At 66.0% G+C, this 21,808-nt stretch carries 21 protein-coding genes and 2 pseudogenes; 8 read left to right on the forward strand and 15 right to left on the reverse strand.

Annotated elements, in window-relative coordinates:
* Positions 1–33 precede the first annotated feature (33 nt).
* The gene (locus ACIQLF_RS19325) at positions 34–1,113 is read left to right on the forward strand and encodes an amidohydrolase family protein (protein ID WP_400302130.1); all 1,080 of its coding nucleotides are present in this window, start codon (positions 34–36) and stop codon (positions 1,111–1,113) included.
* On the opposite strand, the gene ACIQLF_RS19330 is transcribed toward ACIQLF_RS19325, so the two are convergent.
* The 6 genes from ACIQLF_RS19330 to ACIQLF_RS19355 are packed head-to-tail and all read right to left on the reverse strand — an operon-like array spanning position 1,110 to position 7,743.
* Positions 1,110–2,609: a chlorohydrolase family protein gene (locus ACIQLF_RS19330; protein ID WP_400302132.1), complete on the reverse strand. Its 1,500-nt coding sequence runs from the start codon at positions 2,607–2,609 to the stop codon at positions 1,110–1,112. The genes ACIQLF_RS19325 and ACIQLF_RS19330 overlap by 4 nt on opposite strands.
* Positions 2,606–3,430, reverse strand: coding sequence for an ABC transporter ATP-binding protein (locus tag ACIQLF_RS19335; protein WP_400302135.1), 825 nt, complete (start codon positions 3,428–3,430; stop codon positions 2,606–2,608). The genes ACIQLF_RS19330 and ACIQLF_RS19335 overlap by 4 nt, the downstream gene beginning before the upstream one ends.
* Positions 3,427–4,302, reverse strand: coding sequence for an ABC transporter ATP-binding protein (locus ACIQLF_RS19340; protein ID WP_400302138.1), 876 nt, complete (start codon positions 4,300–4,302; stop codon positions 3,427–3,429). Before ACIQLF_RS19340 ends, ACIQLF_RS19335 begins: the two co-directional genes overlap by 4 nt.
* Positions 4,299–5,174: an ABC transporter permease gene (locus ACIQLF_RS19345; protein WP_400302140.1), complete on the reverse strand. Its 876-nt coding sequence runs from the start codon at positions 5,172–5,174 to the stop codon at positions 4,299–4,301. The genes ACIQLF_RS19340 and ACIQLF_RS19345 overlap by 4 nt, the downstream gene beginning before the upstream one ends.
* Entirely contained in the window at positions 5,171–6,121 is a 951-nt protein-coding gene (locus ACIQLF_RS19350; RefSeq protein ID WP_400302142.1) for an ABC transporter permease, read from the reverse strand. Before ACIQLF_RS19350 ends, ACIQLF_RS19345 begins: the two co-directional genes overlap by 4 nt.
* 2 nt (positions 6,122–6,123) lie before the next feature.
* Positions 6,124–7,743 carry an ABC transporter substrate-binding protein gene (locus ACIQLF_RS19355; RefSeq protein WP_400302144.1) on the reverse strand — a complete coding sequence of 540 codons (1,620 nt, stop codon included), beginning with the start codon at positions 7,741–7,743 and terminating at the stop codon, positions 6,124–6,126.
* 160 nt (positions 7,744–7,903) lie between these two features.
* Here ACIQLF_RS19355 and ACIQLF_RS19360 point away from each other — a divergent pair, with 160 nt between their 5' ends.
* The gene (locus tag ACIQLF_RS19360; protein WP_400302147.1) at positions 7,904–8,587 is read left to right on the forward strand and encodes a FadR/GntR family transcriptional regulator; all 684 of its coding nucleotides are present in this window, start codon (positions 7,904–7,906) and stop codon (positions 8,585–8,587) included.
* A 174-nt stretch (positions 8,588–8,761) separates the two neighbouring features.
* On the opposite strand, the gene ACIQLF_RS19365 is transcribed toward ACIQLF_RS19360, so the two are convergent.
* From ACIQLF_RS19365 to glp, 7 genes are all read right to left on the reverse strand, one after another.
* Positions 8,762–9,211 carry a tetratricopeptide repeat protein gene (locus ACIQLF_RS19365; RefSeq protein ID WP_400302149.1) on the reverse strand — a complete coding sequence of 150 codons (450 nt, stop codon included), beginning with the start codon at positions 9,209–9,211 and terminating at the stop codon, positions 8,762–8,764.
* Positions 9,212–9,217: 6 nt separating this feature from the next.
* Positions 9,218–9,976, reverse strand: a complete 759-nt coding sequence (gene dapB, locus ACIQLF_RS19370; RefSeq protein WP_400302152.1) for a 4-hydroxy-tetrahydrodipicolinate reductase — start codon at positions 9,974–9,976, stop codon at positions 9,218–9,220.
* Between the two features lie 278 nt (positions 9,977–10,254).
* Positions 10,255–10,674, reverse strand: a complete 420-nt coding sequence (locus ACIQLF_RS19375; protein ID WP_400302155.1) for a hypothetical protein — start codon at positions 10,672–10,674, stop codon at positions 10,255–10,257.
* A gap of 110 nt (positions 10,675–10,784) precedes the next feature.
* On the reverse strand, positions 10,785–11,231 hold the full coding sequence (locus ACIQLF_RS19380) for a molybdenum cofactor biosynthesis protein MoaE (RefSeq protein WP_400302158.1): 447 nt from the start codon (positions 11,229–11,231) through the stop codon (positions 10,785–10,787).
* Positions 11,221–11,721 (reverse strand): molybdenum cofactor biosynthesis protein B, encoded by a 501-nt coding sequence (locus ACIQLF_RS19385; RefSeq protein ID WP_400302161.1) that lies wholly within the window; start codon positions 11,719–11,721, stop codon positions 11,221–11,223. Before ACIQLF_RS19385 ends, ACIQLF_RS19380 begins: the two co-directional genes overlap by 11 nt.
* Complete coding sequence (gene moaC / locus ACIQLF_RS19390; RefSeq protein ID WP_400302164.1) at positions 11,718–12,248, reverse strand: cyclic pyranopterin monophosphate synthase MoaC; 531 nt, start codon at positions 12,246–12,248, stop codon at positions 11,718–11,720. The genes ACIQLF_RS19385 and moaC overlap by 4 nt, the downstream gene beginning before the upstream one ends.
* Positions 12,245–13,501: a gephyrin-like molybdotransferase Glp gene (gene glp / locus ACIQLF_RS19395; protein ID WP_400302166.1), complete on the reverse strand. Its 1,257-nt coding sequence runs from the start codon at positions 13,499–13,501 to the stop codon at positions 12,245–12,247. Before glp ends, moaC begins: the two co-directional genes overlap by 4 nt.
* A gap of 247 nt (positions 13,502–13,748) precedes the next feature.
* Between glp and ACIQLF_RS19400 the strand changes: the two are divergent.
* From ACIQLF_RS19400 to ACIQLF_RS19410, 3 genes and pseudogenes are all read left to right on the forward strand, one after another.
* Positions 13,749–13,865, forward strand: a pseudogene (locus ACIQLF_RS19400) (dihydrofolate reductase family protein); the annotation flags it as partial.
* A 337-nt stretch (positions 13,866–14,202) separates the two neighbouring features.
* The gene (gene moaA / locus ACIQLF_RS19405; protein WP_400302169.1) at positions 14,203–15,309 is read left to right on the forward strand and encodes a GTP 3',8-cyclase MoaA; all 1,107 of its coding nucleotides are present in this window, start codon (positions 14,203–14,205) and stop codon (positions 15,307–15,309) included.
* Entirely contained in the window at positions 15,309–15,626 is a 318-nt protein-coding gene (locus tag ACIQLF_RS19410; protein ID WP_400302171.1) for a MoaD/ThiS family protein, read from the forward strand. The genes moaA and ACIQLF_RS19410 overlap by 1 nt, the downstream gene beginning before the upstream one ends.
* 333 nt (positions 15,627–15,959) lie before the next feature.
* On the opposite strand, the gene ACIQLF_RS19415 is transcribed toward ACIQLF_RS19410, so the two are convergent.
* Both ACIQLF_RS19415 and ACIQLF_RS19420 read right to left on the reverse strand, forming a co-directional pair.
* On the reverse strand, positions 15,960–16,688 hold the full coding sequence (locus tag ACIQLF_RS19415; protein WP_400302174.1) for an MFS transporter: 729 nt from the start codon (positions 16,686–16,688) through the stop codon (positions 15,960–15,962).
* A 97-nt stretch (positions 16,689–16,785) separates the two neighbouring features.
* Positions 16,786–17,463 carry an MFS transporter gene (locus tag ACIQLF_RS19420; protein ID WP_400302176.1) on the reverse strand — a complete coding sequence of 226 codons (678 nt, stop codon included), beginning with the start codon at positions 17,461–17,463 and terminating at the stop codon, positions 16,786–16,788.
* A gap of 512 nt (positions 17,464–17,975) precedes the next feature.
* Between ACIQLF_RS19420 and ACIQLF_RS19425 the strand changes: the two genes are divergently transcribed.
* The 3 genes and pseudogenes from ACIQLF_RS19425 to cycA all read left to right on the forward strand — a co-directional run bounded on the left by ACIQLF_RS19425 (position 17,976) and on the right by cycA (position 21,751).
* The gene (locus ACIQLF_RS19425; RefSeq protein ID WP_400302179.1) at positions 17,976–19,649 is read left to right on the forward strand and encodes an ABC-F family ATP-binding cassette domain-containing protein; all 1,674 of its coding nucleotides are present in this window, start codon (positions 17,976–17,978) and stop codon (positions 19,647–19,649) included.
* Positions 19,650–19,783: 134 nt separating this feature from the next.
* A pseudogene (locus ACIQLF_RS19430) lies at positions 19,784–19,996 on the forward strand (transposase); the annotation flags it as partial.
* A gap of 279 nt (positions 19,997–20,275) precedes the next feature.
* Positions 20,276–21,751: a D-serine/D-alanine/glycine transporter gene (gene cycA / locus ACIQLF_RS19435; RefSeq protein ID WP_400302181.1), complete on the forward strand. Its 1,476-nt coding sequence runs from the start codon at positions 20,276–20,278 to the stop codon at positions 21,749–21,751.
* Positions 21,752–21,808 lie beyond the last annotated feature (57 nt).

Below are 21,808 nucleotides of genomic sequence, written 5' to 3' on the forward strand. Positions count from 1 at the left end.
GCCGATCGACTCCCACCAGATACGAGGTAGCCAATGACGTCCACCACCGATTCCACCACCCGCCTGATTACGCCGGGATTTGTGGACGCCCATATCCACCCGGACAAGACGTCCTGGGGCGGCACCTGGCTCTCTCGCAAGCCCGCCGCCACCTTGTCGGATCTCATTTCCAACGACATGGAAACCCAACTGACATACCAGGACAGTGTGGAACACCGAATGGGCGCCCTGGTCGAGCAGGCAATCGCCAACGGCACCACGGCAATGCGCGCCCACATCGACTTCGGGACACGGATCGGCCTGAAGAACATCCATGCCGCACGGTCGGTTGCCGAGAAGTACCGCGAGATGCTGGACCTGCAGATCGTGGCGTTCCCACAGTTTGGGCTGCTGACCGACCCCGGCAGCGTCAACCTGCTGGAGGCGGCCCTGACCGAGGGCGCAGACCTCGTCGGCGGCATCGACCCGATCGGGCTGGAGCAGGACCTGCACGGACACCTGGATGTGGTCTTCGGGCTGTCGCAGAAGCACGGCCGGGACATCGATATCCACGTGCACGACATGGGACCCGAGGGGTTGGTCGAACTGCGCGAGATCGCGTCACGCACCGCCACACTGGGCTTGCGCGACCGGGTCACGATCGGGCACGCATTCGCCATTTGTGAGGCGGTCTCGGCCGATCTGGAGCGCACCCTTGAGGCGTTGGCCGAGGCCGGGGTCTGGATCGCGACCTGCGCGCTTGGCCCGGATCCGGTTCCCAACCTGGACCTGCTGGAGAAGCACGGGGTGAAGTTGGCTTTGGGCTCCGACGGCGTGCGCGACGCATGGTCGCCCTTCGGCACCGGCTCAATGGTGGACCGCATGCACCTGCTCGGTTACCGCACCGGGGCGATCACCGACGCCGAACTGCAGCGCTGCTTCGAGATCGCCACCATGGGAGGTGCCCGGCTGCTCGGGATCGAGCGGGTGCTGGATTTCGATCCGGCGACCGCCACCGACTACGTGCAGTTCGACCAGCCGGGCATCGCCCAACTGGTCGTCAACCGCCCAACGCCCGCCGCGGTGGTCCGCGGCGGGCGCCGGATCGCCGCCGGAGGGACCCTGCTCGGTTAGTTCCGAAGCATCTCCTCCACGGGGTCGACCCGGGATTCAAACGGGCCGGCCTCGGGGAAAACCGGAGGGAACAACTCCCCTGCAGTGCTCGCGGTGCGCTCCGAGTAGGAAGCCTTGAGCCGGTCGAAGATGCGTTGCCCGTCCTCGCGCAACGCCTCCAGGTCCACCCCGGGCAACTTTCCGTCCTGGACCACCGGGCGCCCGGCCACCATGCTGAACACCGCGTTCGCCCCGGTGCCCGATTGCAGCAGCGTACGCAGCGGGTCCTCCATTGGTCCGGTGCGCACGGAATCCAGGGCAAAGGCGGCCAGGTCCGCGCTCGCCCCTGCGGCGATGCGGCCCAGGTCATCCCGGTGCAACGCCCGTGCGCCGCCGAGCGTGGCCGCATTCACGTACTCGGGCAAGAAATGCGATTCAAGACTGCCGTACTGCGCCTTGGCCAGATGCGTTCCCAGATCCATGGCCCGGATCAAGTCCGGCGGGAAGGAATCTGAGCCCAGCGCCATGTTGACGCCCGCCTCCAGGTAATCCCCCAGGCGATGCAGGTGAAAGGAGTAGCGTGCGTTGGTGACCGGGCAATGCACGATCGAGACCCCGGCGGCAGCCAGCTCGGCCAGCTGCCCCGTATCCTCGCCAATCGCCTGCGGGTGCCGGTCCAGGTACACCCCGTGCGCAATCACCAGCCGGTCGTTCAGCAGCCCGGTCTCCCGCAGCAATCCCATCGCATCCGTGCCGTGGCTGGCGGCAAGCATCTCGTTCTCGAAGAGGTCCTGGAACACGTGCACACGCACCAGCGCGTTCTGCTCGGCGGCCACTCGTGCCGTGCGTTCGAGCAGCTCGCGGCTGACCGATTCGACCCGGCACGGGGCGAGCACACCGGTGACCAACGGGTCGCCCAGCTCCCGGACGGTGTCCAGGAAGCGCAGCGCGTCGGCGAAGCCCCGCCGGCCGGCGGCCTCATCGTGGAACATCCCCATGGAGCCGTCGGGTTCGGCCACATGGACCGCCGAACGGTAGGAGGGCCCGATGAACCCGCGCAGCCCCACGGCGCGTGCCGCCGCCACCAGGTCCATGGCGTCATCGTGGGTCTCGGACCATGCCGTGTGGACTTCCGAGGCGATCGGCATGAACGACGTGATCCCGTGCAGCGCCAGTTGGGCCACCGCGTACAGCCGCATGCGGGACCGGTCCTCCGCGCCCAGGGCGTTGACGGCCCGCGGCGCGTAGTCCCGGGACCACAGCAGAGCTGTGTCCCCGTCGATCCACGAGTCCAGCACGATGTGGTCGATGTCGGCCAGGCCCTCCAGATCGATCAGCCCGGGCATCAGCAGGCTCTCGCCCAGTTCGATGCGCTGCCCGGCAGCGGGGGCGTCCTCGGCCGGACCGACCCATTCGATCCGCGCGCCGCGCACGAGCACCGCCCCGTCGCGGAGCATCCGGTGCCCGTCGCCCTGGTGGACAAGTACGTGCCGTGCGGTGACCAGCGTGCTGGTCACTTCGCCAACGCCAAGTCATCACGGCGGCGCGGGCGCCACCCCGGGCCGGGCACCGCCGCCCGCAAGGCACGTGTATAGGGGTGGCTCGGTGTATCGAGCAGTGTGTCGGTGTCCCCCTGGTCAACGATTCTCCCGTTTTCCATGACCAGGGTGCGCTCGGCAACCTGCCGCACCACCGCAAGGTCGTGGGTGATGAAGATGTAGCTGATCTCCCGCTCCGCGCGGATGTCGTTGAGCAGGTTGAGGATCTGGGCCTGGATCGATACGTCCAGGGCCGCCACCGCCTCGTCAAGCACCAGGACCAGGGGGTTCGCTGCCAGCGCCCGGGCGATCGCCACCCGCTGGCGCTGGCCGCCGGACATCTGGTGGGGGAAGGAATCGAAGAAGCGCTCGGGCAGGCCCACCGAGTCCAGCAGCGCCATCGCACGGGAGCGCAGCGTGGCCGCGTCCGGCTTGTCGGTGGCGTGCAGCGCGATGGAGGTGGAGATGATGGCCCCGATGCGGGATCGCCCATTCAACGAAGAGTACGGATCTTGGAACACGTACTGCACCTGGCTGGCCCAGCGCCGGCGTTGGGCGGCCGTGCGCGGCAGGTGGGTACGGCTGGCTCCAAGGACATCCAGCGAGCCACCACTCAGTGATTCAAGCCCCACCAGCATCTTGGCCACGGTAGTCTTGCCGCTGCCCGATTCGCCCACGATGGCCAGTGATTCGTTGGCATGCAGCTCAAAGGACACCGAGTCCACCGCCAACACCTTCCCGGAGCCCGAGCTGTATTCCTTGCGCAGGTTGAGTGCCCTGATGATCGGCTCGCCACTCATGCCGACACCTCCTGCGCGTCGAACCGGGTGCTCTTCCATGCTTCGTGGTCCTCTCGGGTGTAGCTCAAGGTGGGCAAGCGGTCGGATTTCGACTCGATGCTCGGGCGGGCCTCGAGCAATTGCGTGGTGTACGGGTGGCTGGGATTCTCGTGGATCCCGGCACCTTGTTCAACGATCTGTCCGGCATACATGACGGCCAGCTCGTCGCAGCAGGCGGCGGCCAGTTCCAGGTCGTGGGTGATCAACAGCAGCGACATGCCGCGGATCCGGCGTTGTTCCTCCAGGATCGCCATGACATCGGACTGCGCGGTGACATCCAGTGCGGTGGTCGGCTCGTCGGCCAGGATCAGTTCCGGCTCGGCCAGGAGCACGCTGGCGATCATCACGCGCTGGAGCAAGCCGCCCGACAGCTCATGCGGGTACTGGCGCAGCCGCGAGGACGCATTGCGCACCCCGACCTCTTCCAGCAGCGTGATCGCCCGGTCCTCGGCCTGCCCGCGGTCCATCCCGCGCCCGAGCACCAGGGCCTCGGTCAGGAAGTCCCCCACCCGGTATACCGGGTTGATGTGGGCCCGGGGGTCCTGGAAGATCATCCCCACCCTGGTCAACCGGTAGGAACGCAGGGCGGCCGCGTTCATCGAAAGCACGTCGGTGCCCTGGAAGCTGATTTGCCCGCCCACCCGGAAAGCCGGGTCCAGCAGCCGGGTGATCGCGCGGGTTGTCAGCGATTTGCCAGACCCGGACTCCCCGACCAGACCCAGGGCCCGCCCTGGCTCGATGTTGAAGGTGACGCCGTCGAGCAGCCGCAGCCGCTGTTTGCGAGTTACCAATGTTGCGGTGAGGTCATTGACCTCCAACAGTGCGGTGTTCATCCCATGCTCCTTGCATTGCTCGTCAGTTTGTCGCCGATCACTGTCACCGACCACACGATGGCCACGATGGCCACGCCGGCGCTGATTCCTTCCAACGGGTAGCCGCGCATCATCGAGTCGAACCCGGACTTGACCATCAGACCCAGGTCGGCGGTCGGCGGCTGGACACCCAGTCCCAGGAAGGACAGGGCCGCCAGGTCCATGACGGCGAAGCCCAGCGAGGAGACCGCCTGCGCCACCACGATCGGTTGCACGTTCGGCAGAATCTGCTTGAGAACAATTCCGATAGAGGATTGGCCCTGCAGGTGGGCTGCCTGAACGTAGGGCATGGTGCGCTCACGCAGCGCGCTGGAACGCACCACACGGGCCACGTAGGGAACGTAGGCCACGGCAAGTCCGACAACCACGTTGAACAGGTTCGGCCCGAAGATGGCCACGGCGACCATGCCGAATACGATGCCCGGCACCGCGAACAGCACGTCAAGCACCCAAGAGATCACGGTGTCCACCTTCCCGCCACACCAGGCGGCGATGAGCGCCAGCGCCGTACCCACGACCGTGGAAATCAGGATCACCAGCCCGGGGCCGGCCAGGGTGATCCGCGCACCGTAGATCAGCCGCGAGAGGAGGTCGCGCCCTAGGGCGTCGGTGCCCAGCAGGTGGTCGGCGCTGGAGTAGTTCAGCGCCGCCAAGAGGTTCGGGAAGTTCGGGTCGTGTGGGGCAACCAGCGGGGCAAGGACCGCCAGCAGGACAAGCAGGGCCAGGATGGCCACTGCCACCACGCCGGTGACCCCCAGTCGCTCGGTCAGTGTCCGCAGTGAAGTCGTACGCACCTGGCGCATGCCCGCGGCTGAAATCGTGCTGGATGTCATTGCTTGCTCCCGAGACTGATGCGAGGGTCGATCACCGAGTACAGCAGATCGACGATTGTATTGATGATGACGAACGCGAAGACCAGCACGAGGATCACTGCCTGCACCACCGAGTAGTCACGCTGCAGGATGGCGCGCACCAACAGCGAACCCAGTCCATCCAGGGCAAAGACGTTTTCCACGACCACAGCACCTGCGATGAGCGTCGCGATGGTCAAGCCCATGACCGTGGTGATCGGCACCAGCGCGTTGCGCAGCACATGGCGGCGGATGACCACGTTTGGGGCAAGGCCGCGCACCGTCGCGGTCTGCACGTGCTCTCGGCTGCGTTCCTCGATTACCGCGGCCCTGGTAATGCGTGCCAGGTAGGCGGCGGAGGCCACTGCCAAGGTGATCGACGGAAGCAGCAGGTGGTAGAGCGTGTCCCATCCCCCGGTTCCGGTGCCGAAGGTGGGGAACCAGCCCAGGCCCACCGAAAACACGCTGATGAGCCCGACGCCGACGACGAACACCGGGACGGACAGCCCCAGGGTGGCGATGGTGGAGATGATCCGGTCCGCTGCCCCGCCCTTGAGCGCGGCGAGCATGCCGAAGAGGATTCCGACCACTGCGATCAGCACCGTGGCCAGGGCGACAAGCGCGATGGTGGTGCCCACGCGCGGTCCGAACAGCTCGGTGATCGGCTGGCGGTAGACGATCGATTCGCCGAGGTTGCCACCGAGCACGTCGCCCAGCCAGTTCACATAGCGAAGCAGGAACTGGTCGTCCAGGTGGTACTGGGCCGTGACCTTGGCAATCTGTTCCGGGGTCCCGCCGCGCGGGCCGAGCACGAACGCCAGCGGCGAACCCGGAGCCAGGTACAGCAGCCCGAAGACCAGAAACGAGGTCACGAGCAGCACGATGGCCAGGCCGCCCAGTCGTTTGAGAAGGAAAGAAAGGGTATTCATGGCTACTTGCCCCCGATTGTGGCAGCCCACGGATAGTAGAGGTAGGCGAACGATGCCGTCGCCCCTGAGATCTTCGAGTTCTGCACCACGATGTTTGGCAGGTAGGAGATCGTGATCCACGGCTGTTGATCCTGGACCAGCTGCTGGGCCTTGACCGTCAGTTCGGCACGCTCACGCGCATCGACGGTGCTCATTGCCTGGTTCAGGATGCCGTCGGCGGCATCCCAGCCGCTGAAGTTCGAGGAGTTGGACTTCCTGAAGACCTGGTAGACATCCAGCGGGTCTGGCACATTGCCGTAATAGCTGGTGAAGAAGGCATCCAGCCCCTTGCGGGCGCTCTCATCGAAGTACAAGTTGCCAAACTGTTCCACCGGAATCACCTGGGTTTCCACCGGGATGCCGATGGCCTTTGCGGCCGCCTGGATCACGTTGGCCAATTGCTCGTGCACCGCGGAGGAACCCTGCAAGGCAATGACGATGGGTTTCTCGAACTTCCCGTAGTCCGCGACCAATGCCTTGGCCTGCTCCACGTCCATGTCCCCGGCATGCGGGTCGGCCGCTTGTTCGAAGATCTCGGCCTGGTCGCCCCAGTAGTCTGGTCCGGCCATGGTCCCGGCACCGATGGCCGAGCCCTGCAGAATGACCCGGCTCATCGCATCGCGGTCCATCACCAGCGACAGCGCCTTGCGGATCCGCGGATCGGCGAAGGGCCCCTCGGCACTGGTGCCGCGCAGCGTGAAGAACACCAAAGACTTGCCGTAGGCCACGTCGACGGCTTCGCTCCCGGTCATCTGGGACATGCCTGCCGGTGGCAGGTAGAAGAACTGGCCGTCAACCGATCCCGAACGCAGCGCATTGACCGCCGTGGACTCGTCGGCAATGAACGACAGACTCAACTTCTCCACGTGCAAGGGCAGGGAATCGTCCCAGTAGCCGTCGAACCGGGATAGCTCCATGGACTTGCCACTGTTCCACTCGTCCAGTTGGTAGGGCCCGGTGCACTGCAGGTTCCCCTGCGGGGTGCCGAATTCACTGCCGGATGCTTCGGTGGCCTTCTTCTGTACGATCGCTCCGGCTGCGCTGGCCATGCCCTGTGCGAACAACGCATCGGGACGGGCCAGCTTTACCGTGACCTCGCGTTCGCCGGTGACGGTGGCCGAATCGACGTTCAGGAAATAGTCCGAGAAGTAGCTCGGGCTCTCCGGCCCGGCCTGGCGGCCGATCGAGTAGGAAACGTCCTCGGCAGTCAGGTCGCTGCCGTCCCAGAACTTCACACCGTCCCGCACGGTGTAGACAATCGTGGTGTCATCCGGGAACTCGACCTTTCCAGCCAGACCCGGCGAGATCGACAGGTCGGGATTCAGGCGCATCAGGCTTTCACACATGTTGGCCAGAGCGGTGTTCTCCGCGTAGTTGAACGACTTCATGGGGTCCAGGCTCATGGGCTCATAGGGCAGATTCCAGCGGACCAGTTCCACTTCCTTGCTGCCGGCAGGGGTCGTGGAGAGCAAGGATGCCGGATCAAGCGGTGTCGGTGGCACCGGGTTCTGCCCGACGCAAGACGTCAGTAACAGTGCCAAGACACTGAGCGGCATGAGTAGCCGCAGGGTGCGATATTGCACTTCTCCTCCAGAAGATTGCATTGGCCATTGCCGCGCCGGGCGGATGCGCCAGTGAACAAAATGAACGTGATTCATTTCACAAGACGCTGCTATCCTACAGTCATCAGTTGTCTGATGACCAGACCTTTGTGCGAGAAGTTTACAAGATAGAGTTCATACAATGAAGACAGTTTCACGGCGCTCATTGGTTGACTTGACGATCGATCAATTGATGGCCGAAATCAGCGGTGGAAACTGGCCTATAGGCTCAAAAATTCCGCCTGAGGCCACCCTTGTTGAAACCATGGGAGTCTCGCGCTCTTCGGTGCGCGAGGCCGTCAAAGCACTGGTGCAGCAAGGGCTGCTCTCCACACGCCAGGGCGTGGGCACATACGTGTTGGCCCGCGATGCCACCCAGGTCGCCATCCGCCGCGCCTTGAACCACGCCGACGCGGGGGAAGTGCTCACGGTCCGCAGCTCGATGGACAGCCTCGCAGCCACCGAGGCCGCCATGCACCGCACCGCAGAGGACATTCACATCCTGGAGGAGATCCTGCGGTTGCGCAGCAGGGCCATCCGCGAGAACGACTTTGAAGAGTTCGTCGCACAGGACCTCGCCTTCCACCTGGCGGTAGCCGCTGCCACACACAACACATTGCTCACCGCGCTCTACCAGAGCTTCGATGAATCCTTGCGCCAGTCAATCGCCGGCAACGACTGCTTCTTCTCCTCCGACCAGCTCACCGAATCCGAACCACACTCCAAGTTGCTGCGCGCCATCGCCGACGCCGACCGTGAGGCGGCACGGCAGGCGACACAACAGATCCTTGAAATAGCCCACAGCGCGGTCTCGTCAGGCGTGTGAACCCCGCCCGGTCCGCAGCTAGCGGTTTGAGCAAGTCTCGCCGCATGACGTGCGGGGCTCATGTCCACGGCTGCAGCCCTTACTGGGTACGTCATTGCCCAGATATGAAGGTGGCCCCTGCTCCGTCGTTTCGACGGAACAGGGGCCACACTTCATGACATAGGTTTTTAGTGGCTACTTCTTGGTGCTTTTCAGGTAGAAGCCGATGGCGGTGCGCATGGACTCGCGGGCGCGCCTGCGGTCCCCGGAAGCGTCGTAGGCCAGCGCCAGCCGGTGCCAGGACTTCCATGACTCGGGGTTCGCCTCGACCTCTTCCTTGTACTGCACGAAGTCCTCGTCCGCGGCGGCCTTGACGATGCGTCCGGACGGGGTGCGCGGCAGGTTGTCCTCCGGCAGTAGTCCCTCGGATTCGAGGATGCCCGCCATGGTCTGGGTCCGGGAGCCGAAAAGCACCTCGCGGATCAGGATCCAGACGCCCACCAGCGGGATCACCAGTGCCGCAAAGCCGATGACCTTGGCCAGCGGTTCGGCGGAGTTGATGAAACGCGCGGCGGAGCCGAAGGCGGCAACCAGGTAGAACACGAAGAGCAGCAGGATGGCGCCGACCCAGATCTTGGTTTTCATGCGCGTCTAGCGTCCCAACTCGAGGTAGCCGTCAAGGCCGTAGGTCAGTCCCGGGCGTGAGGCGACGGTGCGCAGGCCCAGCAGGACGCCGGGCATGAAGGACGCGCGGTCGTAGGAGTCGTGGCGCAGCGTGAGCTGTTCGCCCTCGCCGCCGAGCAGCACCTCCTGGTGGGCGACGAGCCCGCGCAGGCGCACCGAGTGCACGTGGATTCCGTCGACGACGGCGCCGCGGGCGCCCTCAAGCTGGGTTTCGGTGGCATCCGGGCTCGGTGCCACGCCGGCGGCGGCGCGTTCGGCAGCGATCAGCTCGGCGGTGCGCACAGCGGTGCCCGACGGCGCATCGACCTTGTTGGGGTGGTGCAGCTCGATGATTTCCACCGATTCGAAGTAGCGTGCGGCGGTGGCGGCGAAGGCGCTGGCCAGCACGGAACCCAGGGCGAAGTTCGGGGCGATGAGCACGCCTGTTCCCGGGTTCTCTGCCAGCAGGGCTTCCAGGGAGGCCCGCTTGGTGTCGTCCCAGCCGGTGGTGCCGACCACGGCGTGCAGGCCGTTCTCGACCGCGAAGCGGACGTTTTCCTCGGTGCTCGCCGGCACGCTCAGGTCTACCACGTGGGTGGCACCGGCATCCAAGATGGCCTGGAGCTTGTCGCCGCGGCCCAGCGCCGCAACAAGTTCCATGTCGGTGGCGGAGTTTACGGCCTTGACGGCCTCGGCTCCCATTCGTCCTGATGCGCCGATGACGGCGACTTTTAGCGGTGCACTCATGATTTCTAGGGTATCGGGAAACTACCGTGCGCTTCACTTCGGTGACGGCACGGGAGGCAACCGGAACCGTGGGCTTCCTAACAGCGAGCCGAACGGCCATTCCGGACACCATGAACATGCGGCAGGATCCCGACTCGGCGCATGGCCGGCTTTCAGCACCTGCTCAGCATATTAGGCCGGCACGGAACAAGCGCCACCGCGTGGCCGCTCGGTCGATTCCGGTTGGGACTGCGCGCGTGGACCCCCCGTTGCGCCGGCCAAAGCGCCAACCTCCGGGACTACGCCTCGCTGACGGCCTTCTTCAGCAGGTCCACCAGTTGTTTCTGGTCGTCTGCCGCCAGCTTGGTCACCGCGAAGGAGGTCGGCCAGAAATTGCCGGCGTCCAGGTTGGCGTCCGGCTGGAAGCCGATGGTGGCATAGCGCACCTTGAACTTGGCTGCACTCTGGAAGAACACCACGACCTTGCCCTCGGCGTTGGTGTACGCCGGCATGCCGTACCAGGTCTTTGCGCCCAGGGACGTGTGCTTCTTGACCAGATCGTGCAGGGTCTCGGCCAGTTCCTTGTCGGTGCCGGTCATCTCGCCAATGGCGGCCAGGCATGCCGCTTCCAGGTCGGCCCCGACCTTTGCCGCCTTTGCTTCGGCCGCGGCCGCCCGCATGGCGGCTTTTTCCTCTTTGCTGAAGGTGGTGTTGACCATCGCGATTTCCTTTCGTTGAACTGTTTGACGAGATTCACTCTAGGCGGAGCGACCGGCGGGCGCTTCTTGATTCCTGCTCGACTTGGGCGATCGCCACAATCGCTGTCGGTTTAGGCGCTGCCGACCCATTCGACGTGCCCGTCGGCGAAGAACTGTTCCTTCCACACCGGCACGTTGGCCTTGACCGTCTCGACGAGGTCGCGGCAGGCTTCGAAGGCCTCTCCACGGTGCGCCGCGGCCGCGGCGGCAACCAGTGCGGCGTCGCCGATCTGCAGCTCCCCCACCCGGTGGGCGGCCCAGAGCCGTGTCCCGGGGTGGCGGGAGGCCACCTCGGCGACCAGCTCAAGCATGCGTCCGTTGGCGCTCGGGTGGGCGCTGTAGACCAGCTTGACGACTTCCTTGCCGCCGTCGTGGTTGCGCACGATGCCGCCGAAGGTGACGACGGCTCCCGTGCGCTCCGACTCGACCTCGTCCCAGGCGGTGTTCACGTCAAGGGCGGTTTCGCTGACCGCGGCGTAAACAACCTCGCCCGGAGCGGCGGGATCTTTAGTGGCCATGCCGGCCCTCGATCTGGTCGCAGATGTGCGCGATCAGCGGGGCCAGCACCGTCAGCCCGTCCATCACGCCGGAGGGCGAACCCGGCAGGTTCACGATGAACGTCTCGCCGGCGACGCCCGCGTGCCCGCGGCTGAGCGAGGCCAGAGGCGTGTTGGCCCGGCCGGTGGCGCGCAGCGCCTCCATGATGCCCGGGATCGTGCGGTCCAGCAGCGGCTCGGTTTCCTCCGGGGTGGTGTCGTCCGGGTTCAGCCCGGTGCCGCCGGAGGTGATGATGACCCGCGGGCCGGCCAGCAGCAGGCCTTGCAGGGCGGCACCGACGCTCGGCCCGTCCGGCACGATGACCGCGGGCATGACGTCGAAGTTGTGTTCCTGAAGCCAGTCGCCGATCACCGGGGCGCTGGCGTCCTCGTAGATGCCGAGTGCCGCACGGGTGGACGAGATCAGGATGGCGGCCTTACGCGGGCCGGGCAGTGGTTCGCAGGCGCTCATGCGCGGAGTTCTCCTTGGGGGTTTTCATGTAGTTGCGGCGCGATGTTCCAGGAACCGGACTTGCCACCGGACTTGGCCAGCACGCGCATGCCGTCGATGCTTGCATGCTTGTCGACGGCCTTGATCATGTCATACAGGGCCAACGCCGCGGTGCTCACGGCGGTCAGCGCCTCCATCTCCACGCCGGTGACACCGCGGGTCTTCACCGTGGCCAGGATGCGCACGGAGCCGGCCGGGTCGAGCTCGAAGTCGATGACGACCTTGGAGATCGGCAGCGGGTGACAGAGCGGGATCAGCTCGGAGGTTTTCTTGGCGCCCATGATGCCGGCGATGCGGGCCACGGCCAGGGCGTCGCCCTTGGGCATCCCGGCGACGGAGACAAGTGCCAGCACCGCGGCGGTGGTGTGCAGCGTTGCCTCGGCCGTTGCTTCGCGGCTGGTTTCGGCCTTCGCGCTGACGTCGACCATGTGGGCACTGCCGTCGGCACGCACGTGCGAAAGCGCGGAAGGTGGTTGCTCCTGGCTCATGAACCGTCTCCAATGACTAGGGTTTGCACTATCTGGCCCGCGGCGAGTTCGGTGGTGTCCTCGTCGATGAGGATGAACGCGTTGCTGGCCGCGAGGGCCGCCAGCAGGTGCGAGGAGGCCCCTCCCAACGGGGTGAAGGTCCCGTCCCGGTAGGTGCCGCGGCGAACCTGTAGTTTACCGGGCATCGACTCCATGTCCTCGACGAGCCTTGCCTCGAGCGTCGGTCTGGCGGGTAGTGCCAGGTGTTCGGCGAGCGCGGGGCGCAGGAAGATCTCGAAGCTGACAAAGGCGCTGACGGGGTTGCCGGGGAAGGCGATGAAGGCGACGGGGTCGCAGCCGGGCAGTGCCAGTGTTCCGGCGCCCTGGGGTCCGCCGGGTTGCATGGCCACGGACCCGAAATCGACGCCGTGGGTTGCCAGCACCTCCTTGACCACGTCGAAGGCCCCCTTGGAGATGCCGCCGCTGCTGATCACCAGGTGGTAGCCGCGCTCGCCGGAGGCCAGTGCCTCACGTAGGGAGTCCGTGAAGAGCGCCGGCGAGTCATCGAGCACGCCGACGGTGGTGACGGTGCAGCCCGCCGCTTCGAGGGCGGCGGCCAGCAGGGTGGTGTTGGCGTCGTGGATCTGTCCGGGACCCAGCTCTCCCCCGGGGGCGACAAGCTCGTCGCCGGTGGACAGCAGCAGCACCGAGGGACGTCGGGTGACTGCCACGTCGCCGATGCCCAGGCCCGCGAGGATTCCCAGGCTGGTGGGTCCCAATCGTGTGCCCGCCTCCAGGACGGTGTCCCCCGCAGCGATGTCGCTGCCCGTCACGCGGATGTACGCGCCGGCCTCGGCGGTTGCCGGCAGCCCCACGTGGAAGCCTGCCGCAAGCTGGACTTCGTCGGGGAAGCGGTCCGGCACCGCCGCCTCGATGGGGATGACGACGTTGGCCCCGGCGGGGATCGGCGCACCCGTCATGATGGGGGCCGCGCTCCCCCGTTCCAGTGCCGGTGCGGCCTCGCCCGCGGCGATCGGGGCCACGACGCGCAACGGGCCGCCACCCAGGTCCCCGGTGCACACCGCGTACCCGTCCATCTGGGAGTTGTCCCACGGCGGCAGCGAGCGCGGGGCGACCAGAGTGGCGGCAAGCCTTCGCCCCCGCGCTTCGCGCAACCGGACCGTTTCGCTGCCCAAATCCAGAAGTGCCGCATCGGCTAGTTCCCTGAGGCATTCCTGGTGCCCTGCGACGCTGCGGCGAAATGGTGAGGTCATGGCAACCATCCTAGGGTCAACGAAGCGGCCGGTGCGCAGGCACTCCGCTTTGCCTGGGGCATTGCACCGACCGAATGCCGTGTCGAGGGCATTCCCCGGCTGGAATCGTCCCCGCACACCCGTCTACATCCTCACGCACCACAGGCACCACAGGCACCCTTCCATCGAGACGGAGGGCGGCACGACGTTCCACCTCCTCGACGCATCCCCTGCCTAAGCGCTCGAGACGGCCCGGGCCGCCGCGGACGGACGGAACGTGCGCATCGGCGGAGGCCCCACGATGATCCGTGAGTTCCTTGCCGCCGGGCTCATCGACCACATGCACATTGTGGTGGTTCCCGTCCTGCTCGGCCGGGGAGTGCGCCTCTGGGACAGACTGGAGGGCCTCGAGAAGGACTACGCGATCGAGGCCACTTCTTCGCCCAGCGGAGTCACCCATGTGACGTTCACCCGCGCAGGCGCCCGAACCACACCCAACTACCCGTCGTCGGCCACCAATCGGTGCACCGCGTCGTCACGGATGGCCATCGAGGAAGACGCCCCCGACATACGCATACTCGTCATCCTTCAACCCGATGGATTGCAGGTGCGATATTTGCCTGCAATCAACACCGCAAATGTGGAACGGCTTCCGGTCTCGCCCGCGGCAGCACGGCACACTGCACGGAACAAAGCCCCGGCCAGTGGTCTACCCTCGATATATGGCGACGCAAATAGATACACCCCGCTCCACGACCGTCAGCCTCCCCATGCCCACGATCCTGACCCCGGCCCCCGCCGACGCCCCCGGGCTGAGCGACAAATTCGGCAGGCAGGCCACAGACCTGCGCATCTCGCTGATCGACAAGTGCAACCTGCGCTGCACCTACTGCATGCCCGCCGACGGCCTGGCCTGGCTCCCCAAATCCAAGCTGCTCACCCTGGAGGAAATCACCAGGATCGTGCGCATCGGCGTCCGCGACCTCGGCATCCGGGAGCTGCGCCTCACCGGCGGCGAGCCGCTGGTCCGCGTGGACCTGACCCAGATCGTTGCAGCAGTCCGTGAAGAGTTCCCGGAGCTGCCGATCTCGCTGACCACCAACGGGGTCGGGCTCGCCAAGAAGGCCGCGGCGCTCGCCGAGGCCGGGCTGAGCCGCATCAATGTCTCGCTCGACACCCTGCATGCCGAAACCTTCGCCGCGCTCACCCGCCGCGACCACATCGATTCGGTGTTCGAAGGCATCGATGCGGCCCGGGCCGTCGGCCTGGCCCCGGTGAAGATCAACGCGGTGCTGATGCGCGGCATCAACGACGAGCAGGCACCCGAACTGCTGGCCTGGGCGCTGGAACGCGGGCTGGAACTACGCTTCATCGAGCAGATGCCGTTGGATGCCGACCACACGTGGCGCAAGGACAACATGGTCACCGCGGCCCAGCTGCGCGCCTACCTGGAACCGCACTTCATCCTGAACCCGGACACCCGGCCGCGCGACGGCGCGCCCGCCGAACGCTTCCTGGTGTCCACCCACGATGATCCGCAGACGATCCTTGGCGCCGTGGGGATCATCGCCTCGGTGTCCGAGCCGTTCTGTTCCGACTGCCGCCGCACACGCATCACGGCCGAGGGCAAGGTCATGAGCTGCCTGTTCTCGCGCGAGGAAACCGACTTGAGCGCATTGTTGCGCGACGGATCCAGCGACACCGAGGTCGCCGAACGCTGGCGTGCCGCCATGTGGGGAAAGCCCCGGGCGCACGGCATGGACCACGTGGGGCTCGGCTCCAAGGACTTTGTACAATCGGACCGCTCCATGAGCGCCATCGGAGGATAATGCGCATTCGCTATTTCGCGGCAGCCGCCCAGGCTGCCGGCACCCACGAGGAACACCTCGACCTTGACGACCTGTTGGCCGGAACCCCGGACAGCGACGGGGAGGCAACCCTGGGGCACGTCCTGGACCTGCTCTCGGCGCGTGAACCGGTCTCCGCGCCGGTGAGCGGCGACCTGTTGGTGCGCCGTGCCACCTCGCTGGGCACGGTGTTGCTGCGCTGCAGTTTCCTCGTCAACGGCGTCAGCGCGCAGGACCGTTCCCGGGCCCTGAAGCCGACCGACGAGCTCGACGTCCTGCCGCCCTTTGCCGGGGGCTAAGAACAAACCGCTCGTTGAACATCTGAAGAACCAGGCCGAAGGCGCCCACGGACCGAATATCGTGGGCGCCTTTCTGCGTGTCCATCAGTCGTTGGCTGTCGGAGCCGGGTTCTTTCGGGGTGACAATTTTTCTCGCTGCCGACGGGCAATCAGGGGTTCCGGTCTGCCTCGCACTGCCAATCACTGCGGTCCATTGTGCCGCACGGCGAAATCCTTGCGAAAACCTTCTGGAAGCGCGTGATTCCAGTGCTCCCTCGAGGAAATGGCGGGAACCGTTTCCTCTGAACAAAGCGCGATTTCGAGCGTTTGGTGTGGAAAGACAGGTAGTTCCCATCACCTTTCATTCTTCTGGACCTTGCGTGAGCGCCGGCGCTGGTCGGCGACCGCCACCCACAGCGTCGCCAGCGCCACCACGACAATCGCGGCCAACCCCACCCGCATGGCCACGTCCCAATTGCTGACCGCCAGCGTCGCGAAGAAAACCGCGGTGATCATGGCCATGCCCACGGCCGTGGCGATGCGCTGGGACGTCTGCATGACTCCCCCGGCGCTGCCCACCGACTCCAGCGGGACCTCAAGCATGGTCAGGGCCTGGTTCGGCGCAATGACCGCACCCTGGGCCAGGCCAAGGAACGCCAGTCCGGCCAGCAGCCACCATATCCCGATCATTCCGATCGCGTGCAGCTCGATGACCGCGATGCAGATGAGCAAGCCGGCGAGCGCGCACAGAAGCCCGGCGATCACGATCTTGCGACCGCATTCCATGACCCGAAGCCCGGCCAGGTGGGACCCGGCCGCGGTGCAGATCGCGGCGGGCAAGCCCAGCAACCCGGCCTCCAGCGCGCTGAAACCCTGGCCCTGCTGTACGTAGATCGCCACCAGCACCCAGACGCTGGGCACCCCGACGAAGTAGAGCCCGGCAACCGCCGTGCCCATCGTGTAGGAGCCGATGCGGAACAGCCCCAAGTCCACCATCGGGGATCTACCGCGGGCCGCATAAGTCTTTTCCCAGAACACCCACCCGGCCACCACTACGAGCCCGGCGGGCAGCAGCCCCCACACCCAGGGGTTTCACGGCCCTGCACGAAGGGCAGCAGCATGGCCAACACCCCGAGCCCCAGCAGCACACCGCCGACCGGATCCATGTCGGTCCGTTTTACTACCGGTCCACCGGTGCCCGGGGCCCGGCTCCGGGCCAGCTGGCGGGAACGGGTCCGCGCGCCGGTGAACAACGGGCGGGGGGGAACCAGCGCAACGCCAGCACCACTGCCACGGCGCCGACCGGCACATTGATCAGGAAGCTCCAACGCCATCCTGCATCCGGCCCCAGCCAGGCGATGAGCGCTCCGCCCAGCAGCGGGCCCAGTGCCACCGAGAGCCCCGGCACCATCCCCACGCTCCCGTAGGCCCGGCCACGCTCCTGGCCCCGGAAATAGTGTTGGATCATCCCCATGATCTGTGGGTTGATCAGTCCCGCACCAATGCCTTGGAAAGCCCGGGCAACGTTCAGGCTCAGCGGGTCCACGGCCATTCCCGCCGCGACGGAAGACAGCGTGAAGAGCAGCACCCCGGTCAGGAAGATCGCCCCGCGTCCATAGACGTCACCGGCCCGGCCGGCGGCGACAAGCAGCACCCCGAAGCTCAATGCGTACCCCGCCAACACCCACTGGAGGTCGGCTTGCGTGGCACCCAACCCGTGCTGCACGGATGGAAGCAGGACATTGACGATGTTCACTGAGACCATCATCATGAACAGCGTCGCCAGCAGAACGGCTAGCACGCGCCAGCGGGCCGGGCCGGGCGTGGGGACGTGCGGGGCCGCGGTTCCATCGTGCATCGTTGTCTCCGGGCTCGTTTCTGTGTGTTTCGGGCTTTCCGGCCGCGCGTGCACGGGGGCAGAGCCGCCATCCACGCGCGTGTTCCGCACGGAGAACGCGCCTTGGCCTGATGCTATAGGCAAGCCTGTGCACCCGTGTAGGCATCCGGGGTTGGCGGCGCGATAGCCGAACCCCCTTCCGGGACCGATCCCGGGGCGGGAACCCGCGCGTGGCACGTGCCGGCGGGACGCGTGGACGGCGGTGCATCTCCCCGCGGGGGTCTCGACATCCTCCGCACCGGATTGCTAGGGTCGTGCCATGTGGGCTTTCTTCCTGTGATTCGGAGTCCCCGGTGTTCGCACCACGCATGATCGTGGTGGCCGCCGGGTTCCTGGCACCCCGCCGTGCCCTGCCGCTGGCCAACTGGTCGATGCCGCGGGCTTGAACGGTTTCGGGGATGCATTCCTCCTACCCCAGCGAGCGCAGCTGCGCATGCACCCCCTGCTGCTGCGCGGAATACACGGGAAACCCCATGAAAACCCAACTTTCATTCCATGCCCTTTCCTTCTCCTATCCGGCACGCCCGGTGTTCCGGGACCTTGACTTCTCGGTGCGGCCGGGCGAACGCCTGGCCGTGATCGGCGAGAACGGCAGCGGGAAGAGCACGCTGCTGCGCCTGCTGGCCGGCGACCAGGCCCCGGCATCCGGAACCGCGATCCGTCAGGCCGCCGGAGGCATCGGCTACCTGCCGCAGCAACCGGAATACGACCCGGGGTGGAGCGTGGCCAGCTTCCAGGCCCATGCCCTGGCCCCGGTGCGCGAGCTCGAGACACGTCTGGCTTCCGCGGCCGAGGCCCTCTCGCGCGCACGCGAGGACCAGCTGCCGGCCGCCCTCGAGGAATACGCGCGTCTGGCGGCACTCCACGAAGCCCGCGACGGCGCCGGGGCCGCCCGGCGCCTGGCGACATCGGCCCACCGGCTGGGGCTGGGGAACATCCCCGGCGATCGGCCGCTGTCCACACTCTCCGGCGGGGAGCTCTCCCGGCTCGCGCTGGCCTCGGCGCTGGCGGCGAACCCTGAGGTGCTGCTGCTCGACGAGCCCACCAACAACCTGGACGCGGATGCCCTGGCCTGGCTGGAGAAGCGGCTGGCCGGCCACCGCGGGACCGTGGTGTTCTGCACGCATGAGCGGTTGTTCCTGCGCCGGGTCGCGGACGCCATCATCGAGCTCGACGACGGGGCGGTGATGCGCCATGCGGACGGCTACGACGGGTACCTGCGGGCCAAGGCGGCGCAGCGACGCGCCATGGTCCGTTCGCGTGAACAGTGGGAGGAGGACCTGGCCACAGCAGCGCGGCTGGCCGAGCGTTCGCACGCCGCCGTGGCCGGGATCCCCCGGAAGGCGGAAAAGCCCGGCTTCGGCCATGGCGCGTTCCGTGCCCGCGACCGCACCCACGGTTCCTCCGGGGCACTGCGTCGGGCGAACACCCGCATGGAGCAGCTGCAGGCCAACGAGGCTCCGGCGCCCGTCGAGCCGCTGCATTTCATGCCCGGTCCCTTGCCCGGCCGCTTGGCTGACCCCGGCCCGGGCCCCGCGGCCGCATCCGGTTCATCCGCCCGCGGCGAGTCGCTCCCGGCCATCAGGATCCAGGGGTTGCGGGTCCCGGGCCGCCTGTCCATCGACCACTTGCTGGTGCCCGAAGGCGGAAGGCTGCTGGTCACCGGGGCCAACGGCGCCGGGAAATCAACGCTGCTAGATGCCATCTCCGGGATGCCGCTGCCCGGTTCCGGGTCGTGCGTGGCCAGGGGGCCGGTGGGGTACCTCCGCCAGCAGCCGACGGTTTTCCCCGCACTGTGGATGGCGGCGCAGGCGTTTTGCCTCGGCTCGGGGCAGGAGCTCGCCGACGATGTGGCCCAGCTGCTGTCGCTGGGACTGTTCCGGCCTGCGGAGCTGCTCCAGCGCATCGATTCGATGTCGTTGGGCCAGCGCCGCCGGCTCGATGTGGCGCGGCTCTTTGCCCGCCCGGCGGAGGTGTTGCTGCTCGATGAGCCGACCAACCACCTCTCCCCCGCACTGGCCGACGAACTTGAGCTGGCACTGGAGTCCTTCGCCGGAACCGTTGTGCTGGTGAGCCACGACCGGGCGCTGCAGGCACGGTTTTCCGGGTGCCGGATCCACCTGGACAAAGGGCGGATCGTGCCGTGAGCCCCGGGGTGCAGCCGGCGGGAGGGCCGGCTGCGGCACCCGTCGGGCCCGCATTGGTGCAGACCAAACACGTGTTGGGAAAGCTTTGGGTGTTTCCCGATGACCGCTGCAGCGGACGGGGCCATCATTGAAGCATGAAGGACGATCCGGTTCAACGTCCACACCCCTCGGACCTGACGGATGAACAACGGGCACTGGTCGAGCCGATGCTGCCGGTGAAGACCGGTGGCCGGCCCGCGATCCATTCGCGCCGGCGGATCGTGGACGCGATCCTGTACGTGAACCGCACCGGATGCACGTGGCGGATGATGCCGCACGACTTCCCGCCCTGGGACACCGTGTACTGGCAGTCGCCGTCGGAGCCAGGTTCTTTCGGGGTGGCAATTTTTCTCGCTGCCGACGGGCACTCAGGGGTCCCGATCGGCTCCGCACTGCCAAACATTGCGGCCATTTGGGCCACACGGCAAAATCCTGGTTGAACTCTTGAAGAAGCGCGTGATTCCACTGATCCCTCGAGGAAATGGCGGGCATCGTTTCCTCTGAACATCGTCCGATTTCGAGCGTATCGTGTGGAAAGACAGATAGTTTCCACCACCTTTCATTCTTCTAGACCAAGGACCGGAAAAATGAGTGAAAATTCCACCGAAACCGAGTGGGAGGACATCGTTCCTCAAGCCAGTCCCCCACTCCAGCGGGCACTGTCAAACCGCCACATCCAACTCATGGCCATTGGTGGCGCCATTGGCACGGGCTTGTTCATGGGATCCGGAAAGACCATCTCGGTCGCGGGCCCTTCCGTCATTTTTGTGTACATGATCATTGGCTTCATGCTCTTTTTCGTCATGCGTGCCATGGGCGAATTGCTGCTGAGCAATCTCCAGTACAAGAACTTCGGCGACTTCGCCGGCGACATCCTCGGTCCGTGGGCTTCCTTCTTCACGGGGTGGACCTACTGGTTCTGCTGGATTGTCACGGGCATTGCCGACGTGGTCGCGATCGCATATTACGTGGCTTTCTGGTGGCCGGACCTGGCCCTTTGGATTCCGGCTCTGGCCTGCATCTTGACCCTGCTCGCATTGAACCTGCCCACGGTGAAGGCGTTCGGTGAGACCGAGTTCTGGTTCGCACTGATCAAGATCATTGCCATTGTTGCCCTGATCATCACGGGCCTTGTCATGATCATCACCGGGTTCGAGACCGAAGGCGCCCGCGCGTCCTTCACCAACTTGTGGGAGCACGGCGGAATGTTCCCGACCGGCTTCATGGGCTTCGTGGCCGGATTCCAGATTGCGGTGTTTGCCTTCGTCGGCATCGAGCTGGTGGGTACCGCATCGGCCGAAACCAAGGATCCGGAGAAGAACCTGCCGCGCGCGGTGAACTCCATCCCCATTCGTGTCCTGCTGTTCTACGTGGGTTCGCTGATCATCCTGATGGCGGTTCGTCCCTGGACCAGCTACTCCGCCAATGACTCACCGTTCGTGGGCATGTTCGCCCTGGCCGGCTTGGTCGGCGCCGCAGGCGTCGTCAATTTCGTCGTTCTCACCTCGGCGACCTCGAGCGCAAACGCAGGTATCTACTCCACCTCCCGCATGGTCTATGGACTGGCCCGCGAGGGGGACGCACCCAAGGTGTTCGGAAAGCTGTCCAGACGCAAGATTCCGAAAAATGCGTTGATCTTCTCCTGCATGTTCCTGCTCGCCGGCGTGGCACTGCTCTACGCCGAGGGGTCCGTGGCCGAGGCCTTCACCTTGGTCACCACGATTTCCGCACTGTGCTTCATGTTCGTCTGGTCTATCATCCTGATCAGCTACATCGTCTACCGCCGTCGCCGCCCACACCTGCATGAGGTCAGCATCTTCAAGATGCCCGGCGGGACGTTCATGCCGTACGTCGTGCTCGCGTTCTTCGGTTTCATCATCTGGGCATTGACCCAACAGCCGGACACCCTGATGGCGTTGTTCTTCACGCCGATCTGGTTTGTGCTGCTGTCCGGCGGTTACCTAATGCTGCGCCGGAACCCGGAACACGCGAAGATCCGCGCAGCGCACGACGCGAAGGTCATTCGGGAACACCAAGAGCGCAAGGCGCGACTCCACCCGTAAGCTCCCGGCCATCTCGCGCAGTGCAAAAAAGGCGATCCCCGCCCCTCGATTTCGAGG

It is taken from the genome of Paeniglutamicibacter sp. NPDC091659 (assembly GCF_044756805.1).
In the GTDB taxonomy this organism is placed as follows: Bacteria; Actinomycetota; Actinomycetes; order Actinomycetales; family Micrococcaceae; genus Paeniglutamicibacter.

Coding starts and splice junctions, on each gene's coding strand:
- ACIQLF_RS19325 (WP_400302130.1), top strand. CDS start 34: ATGACGTCCACCACCGATTCCACCACCCGCCTGATTACGCCGGGATTT.
- ACIQLF_RS19335 (WP_400302135.1), bottom strand. CDS start 3,430: ATGAGTGGCGAGCCGATCATCAGGGCACTCAACCTGCGCAAGGAATAC.
- ACIQLF_RS19340 (WP_400302138.1), bottom strand. CDS start 4,302: ATGAACACCGCACTGTTGGAGGTCAATGACCTCACCGCAACATTGGTA.
- ACIQLF_RS19345 (WP_400302140.1), bottom strand. CDS start 5,174: ATGACATCCAGCACGATTTCAGCCGCGGGCATGCGCCAGGTGCGTACG.
- ACIQLF_RS19350 (WP_400302142.1), bottom strand. CDS start 6,121: ATGAATACCCTTTCTTTCCTTCTCAAACGACTGGGCGGCCTGGCCATC.
- ACIQLF_RS19360 (WP_400302147.1), top strand. CDS start 7,904: ATGAAGACAGTTTCACGGCGCTCATTGGTTGACTTGACGATCGATCAA.
- ACIQLF_RS19365 (WP_400302149.1), bottom strand. CDS start 9,211: ATGAAAACCAAGATCTGGGTCGGCGCCATCCTGCTGCTCTTCGTGTTC.
- dapB (WP_400302152.1), bottom strand. CDS start 9,976: ATGAGTGCACCGCTAAAAGTCGCCGTCATCGGCGCATCAGGACGAATG.
- ACIQLF_RS19375 (WP_400302155.1), bottom strand. CDS start 10,674: ATGGTCAACACCACCTTCAGCAAAGAGGAAAAAGCCGCCATGCGGGCG.
- ACIQLF_RS19380 (WP_400302158.1), bottom strand. CDS start 11,231: ATGGCCACTAAAGATCCCGCCGCTCCGGGCGAGGTTGTTTACGCCGCG.
- ACIQLF_RS19385 (WP_400302161.1), bottom strand. CDS start 11,721: ATGAGCGCCTGCGAACCACTGCCCGGCCCGCGTAAGGCCGCCATCCTG.
- moaC (WP_400302164.1), bottom strand. CDS start 12,248: ATGAGCCAGGAGCAACCACCTTCCGCGCTTTCGCACGTGCGTGCCGAC.
- glp (WP_400302166.1), bottom strand. CDS start 13,501: ATGACCTCACCATTTCGCCGCAGCGTCGCAGGGCACCAGGAATGCCTC.
- moaA (WP_400302169.1), top strand. CDS start 14,203: ATGGCGACGCAAATAGATACACCCCGCTCCACGACCGTCAGCCTCCCC.
- ACIQLF_RS19410 (WP_400302171.1), top strand. CDS start 15,309: ATGCGCATTCGCTATTTCGCGGCAGCCGCCCAGGCTGCCGGCACCCAC.
- ACIQLF_RS19420 (WP_400302176.1), bottom strand. CDS start 17,463: ATGCACGATGGAACCGCGGCCCCGCACGTCCCCACGCCCGGCCCGGCC.
- ACIQLF_RS19425 (WP_400302179.1), top strand. CDS start 17,976: ATGAAAACCCAACTTTCATTCCATGCCCTTTCCTTCTCCTATCCGGCA.
- cycA (WP_400302181.1), top strand. CDS start 20,276: ATGAGTGAAAATTCCACCGAAACCGAGTGGGAGGACATCGTTCCTCAA.